The 6,093-nt window shown below is 67.4% G+C and carries 3 protein-coding genes; all 3 read right to left on the bottom strand.

The genetic code is table 11. From position 1 onward, the window contains the following. On the bottom strand, positions 1-590 hold a 590-nt coding region (locus VLA96_07590; protein HSE49050.1), incomplete at its 3' end, for a DUF1028 domain-containing protein. A 98-nt stretch (positions 591-688) separates the two neighbouring features. Further along, the gene (locus tag VLA96_07585; protein ID HSE49049.1) at positions 689-2,719 is read right to left on the bottom strand and encodes an ATP-binding protein; all 2,031 of its coding nucleotides are present in this window, start codon (positions 2,717-2,719) and stop codon (positions 689-691) included. A gap of 232 nt (positions 2,720-2,951) precedes the next feature. Beyond that, entirely contained in the window at positions 2,952-6,050 is a 3,099-nt protein-coding gene (carB, locus tag VLA96_07580) for a carbamoyl-phosphate synthase large subunit (protein ID HSE49048.1), read from the bottom strand. Between the last annotated feature and the right edge of the window lie 43 nt (positions 6,051-6,093).

Genomic DNA, 6,093 nt, shown 5'->3' with positions numbered 1-6,093 from the left:
CGCTCCGCGAGGTCGCCCTTGGTCTCCTCGAAGGCCTTCGCCATCGCCGGCCAGACCCTGTCGTTGGACATGAGGTTGGCTTGGACGGAGAAGTCCTCCCCGTAGTCAACGACGCCAACACATGCGCGTGTACCAGGTGGGCCGCAGAAGATCTCCAACTTTTCCCCCGTTTTGTCACGACGAGCACCGACGACGTGACCGGCGGATGTGACGTCCTTCCCACCTGTCCAGACAGCTACACGACCGTTCCAGTCAATCATCGCGACTTGTCGAACGCTGGAGTTCGGATCAGACCATAGGAGTCCCTTGAGTGCTTCCGGCGCGCTCTTCCCAGCCCGCATCAGATCGAGCCCCAGCTTGCCGTAACTCGGGTCCACGAATGACTGCGTCGCCACCGCACCCACGCCGGCCTCGGCCCAGGGGACGATCTGGCCGACGGCGAACCAGTGCGACTGCACCGCCACTCCGATCTCGCCCGTCTGCGGGTCGCGCGCCACGATGGAGAACGTGCTCACCGGACGCAGCGGCCGCTGCGGCATCTGCGCGAGCGCGGTCGCAGCAAAGAGAAGGAACAAGACAAGACGCTTCATCGGCTCACCTCGGAAAAGGCAATTGCCGAATGCCAATTGCCGAATGCCAATTTAACGGCCAGCGATCGGCGATTGGCAATCGGAAATCGGCAATGACTTTAGGCAACGGCGCGGGTCTTCGCGCCCATCCGCGTGGCCTCGTCCGAGTCCAGGCAAGGCAGGAAGATGCTGACCGTGGTCCCATGCCGCGCGCCGCTCTGCGAGGAGCGCACCCGGATCGACCCATAATGCTTGCGGATGATGTTGCTCGTGACCCACAGGCCCAACCCCGTGCCGCGCTGCTCGCTGGTCGAGAAGAACGCCTCGAAGACGCGGTTCAGGTGCTCGGCGGCGATGCCGGTGCCGTTGTCGGCGATGGTCACGCGCAAGCCTTCCCTGCCCAGCCTGCGCTCGTGCACCCGCCGCACGCGCACCACCACGCGCCCTTCCGCCGGGACGCTGGTCAGCGAGTTCGCCAGCACGTTGGCGACGGCGGTGCGCAACTCGACGGCATGGCCGGTGAGCGGCGCCTCCTGCGGCAGGTCGGCGGTGAGCCGGACGCGTCGCGCTTGCGCCTGCTCACGGTAGACCTCCAGCACCTCCCGCACCAGGTGCGCAAGATCCACCGGCTCGGCGCCCGCGGTGCGCTGGTACAGGCCGAGCAGTTGGCGCGCGATGTGCGTGATGCGGTCGGTGGCGGTGGTCGCGATCTCCAAGCAGTGGCGGTGCGCCTCCGAGCCCGGCACCGCGCCCTTCAGCAGGTAGAGCGCGCCGGCGACCGCGGCGAGCGGGTTGTTGATCTCGTGCGAAAGCTCCGCGGCGATGTGCGCGACCGCGGCCAGCCGCTCGCGGTCCCGTTCCAGCTCCTCCACCCTCCGGCGGTGCGTGACGTCGAGATTCACGCCGATGAGCACCGGCCCGGTGATGCGCCGCAGGCACTCGCCGCGCGACGCGAGCCAGATCATCTCGCCGTCGGGCTTGCTGTAGCGGAACTCCAGCTGGAACGGCCGCAGGTGCTCGGTGATGGAGAGCGCGTTCTGCACGCGGTCGAGGTCCTCGGGATGCACGCGTGCCAGCACGCCCGCGAGCGGCTCCTCGCGCATCACCGGCGGGTCGACCGAGAAGTCCATCCAGCGGAAGTACCCGTGCGTCAGCGAAGCTTCCCACGGCGTCAGGTGGGCGGCGCGGTAGCTGAGCCGCAGCTTCTCTTCGCTCTGCTGCAGCGCCTCGTGCGACTGCTTGAGCGAGCGCGCCATGCGCGCGAAGGCGTTGGCGAACGCGCGGATCTCGGTCGGGCCGCCGCGCGGCACGACGGAATCGAAGTCGCCGCGTGACATCGTCTCCACGCGGCGCGTGAGCGCGTGCAGCGGCCGCGCCATCAGGTACGCCAGCAGCAGCGCCAGGCCGGCGGCGAACGCGACGAATATCACGGCGAGGACGGCGAAGCGGTTGCGCAGCCGCAGCGCGGGCTGCAGCAGCTCGCCCACCGGCAGCTGCGCGACCACGCAGCCCTCCCCCGAACTCAGCGCGCTGGCGGCCACGAGCGTGCGCTGCTTGGCGCTGTGCACGGCGGCGGGCTCGGCGCGCTCCCGGCAAGCCTGCGCCAGCACATCCTGGGCGGCGCCGGCCGCGGGCAATGAAGTCAGCGGCTGACCCTGCGCGTTGAACAGCGTGATGGAGCCGGCCGAGTCGGGCCGGAAGTCGGCGGTCAGCGCGGCCTCGAGCTCGTCGCCCTGGAGCACCGCGGTGAGCCGTCCGCCGCTATAGGTATCGTGCGCGGTCACCACGGCCTTCAGGCCTCCGGCGTCGCGGTAGAGCGCCGGATCGACGGGCAAGGGCGAGCCGTATTGCAGGGCGGCAGCGCGCGGGAACGTGAGCCGCGCGTAGCGGATGTGGTCGCGCCGCGCCCAGTCACCCAGCGCATCGGCGGCGCACGCGCGGTTGATGTGCCCGCTCAGGTCGCAGCTGGAGGCGATGCTCTCGAGCAGCGCGCCGGCGCGTTGCCGGTTGAGCGTGAGCTGGCTGGCCAGGGCGTCGCGCCGCGCGTCGGCGGCGCCGTGGACGTCGCGCAGCCCGTCTTCCTGCAGCGCGCGGTCGAGGGTCGCCAGGGTCGCCACCCCGGCGGCGCCCGCGAACAGCAGCAAGAGCACCGTCAGTACGAAAACGAGTTGTGCGCGAAAAGACATGCCCACGGTTTTGACGTGCCGGAAAGAGAACGGTACCGAAGACGAGGTGGGCAAGAACTACTCGGCCAGTAGGCGCAGAATACGTCAAATGGTAGCCCTGGCCCATAGGGAAAAACCTGAGTCCGGCTGGAACAAAAGGCCTAGTCCAGGTGGCCGTTGACTGGCGAGTACATGTCTAGGTGTGGAAAACCGCCGGCTAGCGGCCGGCGGTGAGCTTGCGGTCGGCGTGCAGGTGCTGGAGCGCGCGCACGGTGACCTGGCCGCGCTGCAGCGCGGCGATCCCCTCCGCCGCGGCGCGCGCGGCCGAGAGCGTGGTGATGGTAGGGATGCGCTGCATCACCGCGGCGCGCCGGATGGCCTTCTCGTCGAACCACGGCTCGGCGCCGTGCGGCGTATTGAAGATGAGGTGGATCTTGTCGCCCTTGATCAGGTCGACCACGTTCGGCCGCCCCTCTTTCACCTTGAAGACGCGGTCGCAGGCGATGTCCGCGCGGTTCAGGATGTCGGCCGTGCCGTGGGTGGCGACGATGTGGAACCCCAGGTCGCTGAACTTGCGCGCGATGTCGGCCACGTGCTGCTTATCTTTTTCCGCCACGGAGATAAAGATCGTCCCGGTGGTCGGCAGCGTCTGGAAGGCGGAGAGCTGCGCCTTGTAGAAGGCTTCGCCGAAGTTGTCGGCCACACCCATCACCTCGCCGGTGGACTTCATCTCCGGTCCGAGCACCGTGTCCACGCCCGGGAACTTCGACCACGGGAAGACCGGCGACTTCACGTAGTAGCAGTTGCCGGTCGAGAGGTCGGTGGCGCGCTCCACGTTCTCCGGCAGGAACTCCTTCAGCTTGCGGCGCGTCATCAGCCGCGCGGCGATCTTCGCCAGCGGCACGCCCGTCGCTTTCGAGACGTAGGGCACGGTGCGGCTGGCGCGCGGGTTCACCTCGATCACGTACACCTTGTCCTTGTGGATGGCGAACTGGATGTTCACCAGCCCGATGACCTTGAGCGACCGCGCCAGCCGGAAGGTGTGCTCGCGCATCGTCTTCAGGCAGTGCTCGGGGATGTCGACCGCCGGCAGCACGCAGCTCGAGTCGCCCGAGTGGATGCCGGCCTCCTCGATGTGCTGCATGATGCCGCCGATGACCACGTCTTCGGCGTCGGAGAGCGCGTCCACGTCCACCTCGGTCGCGTCTTCCAGGAACTTGTCCACCAGCACCGGGCGGTCCTGCGAGTACTCCACCGCCTCCTTCATGTACCTGGTGATGGTCTCGTCGTCGTACGCGATCACCATGGCGCGCCCGCCCAGCACGTAGCTGGGGCGCACCAGCACCGGGTAGCCGATCTTGTTGGCGACCTTCAGCGCCTCTTCGAGCGACGTCGCGGTGCCGCCCGGCGGCTGCGGGATGTCGAGCTCCTCGAGCAGCTTCCCGAAGCGCTTGCGGTCCTCGGCGAGGTCGATGGATTCCGGCGACGTTCCGATGATGGGCACGCCGGCGGCCTTGAGCGGCAGCGCCAGGTTGAGCGGCGTCTGCCCGCCGAACTGCACGATCATCCCGACCTGCGCGCCCTTTCCCGCCTCGTGCTCGTACACCGCCATCACGTCTTCGAACGTCAGCGGCTCGAAGTACAGGCGGTCGGAAGTGTCGTAGTCCGTCGACACCGTCTCCGGGTTGCAGTTGACCATGATGGTCTCGAACCCGTCGTCGCGCAGCGCGAAGGCGGCGTGGCAGCAGCAGTAGTCGAACTCGATGCCCTGCCCGATGCGGTTCGGCCCGCTCCCCAGGATGATGACCTTTTTCTTGTCGGTCGGCGGCGCCTCGTCCTCTTCCTCATACGTCGAGTAGAGGTAGGGCGTATAACTCTCGAACTCGCCCGCGCAGGTGTCGACCCGCTTGAACACCGGCGTGATGCCGGCCTTCTTGCGGTGGTAGCGGATCTTCTCGCCCGCGCCCTTGCCCTCGCGCAAGCGCCAGATGTCCGCCAGCCGCGCGTCCGAGACGCCCATGCGCTTGGCCTCGCGGATCAACTCCGGCGTCACCGATTCCTGCGGATGCTTCTCCAGCTCCGCCTGCATCTCCACCGTTTCCTTCAGCTGGTAGAGGAACCACGGGTCGATCGAGGTGAACTTGTTGACCTCTTTGACCGAGTACCCCTGGCGCAGCGCGTAGCGGATGTAGTTCAGGCGCTCCGGATGCGGCGTCACCAGCCGCTGCATCAGGATCTTCGGCTCGATCTTCTCCGACGCCAGCGACTTGCCCGTCTCGAGCGAGCGCACGCCCTTCATCAGCGCTTCCTTGAACGTCCGCCCGATGGCCATGACCTCGCCCACCGACTTCATCTGCGGGCCGAGCGACTCGTCGGCGCCGGGAAACTTCTCGAACTGCCACTTCGGGATCTTCGCCACGACGTAGTCGAGCGTGGGCTCGAACGAGGCCGGCGTCTTCTTGGTGATGTCGTTCGGGATCTCGTCCAGCCGGTACCCCACCGCGAGCTTGGCGGCGATCTTCGCGATGGGGAAACCGGTCGCCTTCGAAGCCAGCGCCGACGAGCGCGAGACGCGCGGGTTCATCTCGATCACGGTCATGCGCCCGTTGGTCGGGTGCACGGCGAACTGGATGTTCGACCCGCCGGTCTCGACTCCGATCTCGCGGATGACCTTGATGGCGGCGTCGCGCATCGCCTGGTACTCGCGGTCGGTGAGCGTCTGCGCGGGCGCGACGGTGATCGAGTCGCCGGTGTGCACGCCCATCGGGTCGAAGTTCTCGATCGAGCAGATGATGATGACGTTGTCGGCGAGGTCGCGCATCACCTCGAGCTCGTACTCCTTCCACCCGAGCACGCTCTCTTCGATCAGCACCTCGTGGACGGGCGAGAGGTCGAGGCCGCGCGAGAGGATCTCGATCAGCTCCTCGCGGTTGTAAGCGATGCCGCCGCCCGAGCCGCCGAGCGTGAACGACGGCCGGATGATGACCGGGAAGCCGATCTTGCCACTGAACTCGAGACCGTCTTTCAGGTTGTTGACGAGCGCGGATTTCGGCACGTCGAGCCCGATGCGCTGCATCGCGTCCTTGAACAGCAGGCGGTCTTCGGCCTTCTTGATGGCGCCGAGCTGCGCACCGATGAGCTCCACGCCGTACTTCTCGAGCACGCCGCCGTCGGCCAGCTCGACCGCGAGGTTGAGCGCGGTCTGCCCGCCCACGGTGGGCAGCAGCGCAAAACCGGTGTTTCGTAAGGGCGCGGCTTCAGCCGCGCCGTTCTCGCGCTCCCCACGCGCCGGCTTTAGCCGCTGCGGTTGAGTCATCTCCGCTTCAATACGGATGATCTCTTCGAGATATTCCCTCGTC

Source organism: Terriglobales bacterium, assembly GCA_035457425.1.
Taxonomy (GTDB): Bacteria; Acidobacteriota; Terriglobia; order Terriglobales; family Acidobacteriaceae; genus JACPNR01.
Note: the sequence above shows the minus strand (reverse complement) of the source record. Positions and strands in the feature narration are given on the sequence as shown.

What these genes read in the sequence shown, in the direction of transcription:
- carB (HSE49048.1), bottom strand. Translation starts at nt 6,050, where the DNA reads ATGACTCAACCGCAGCGGCTAAAGCCGGCGCGTGGGGAGCGCGAGAAC.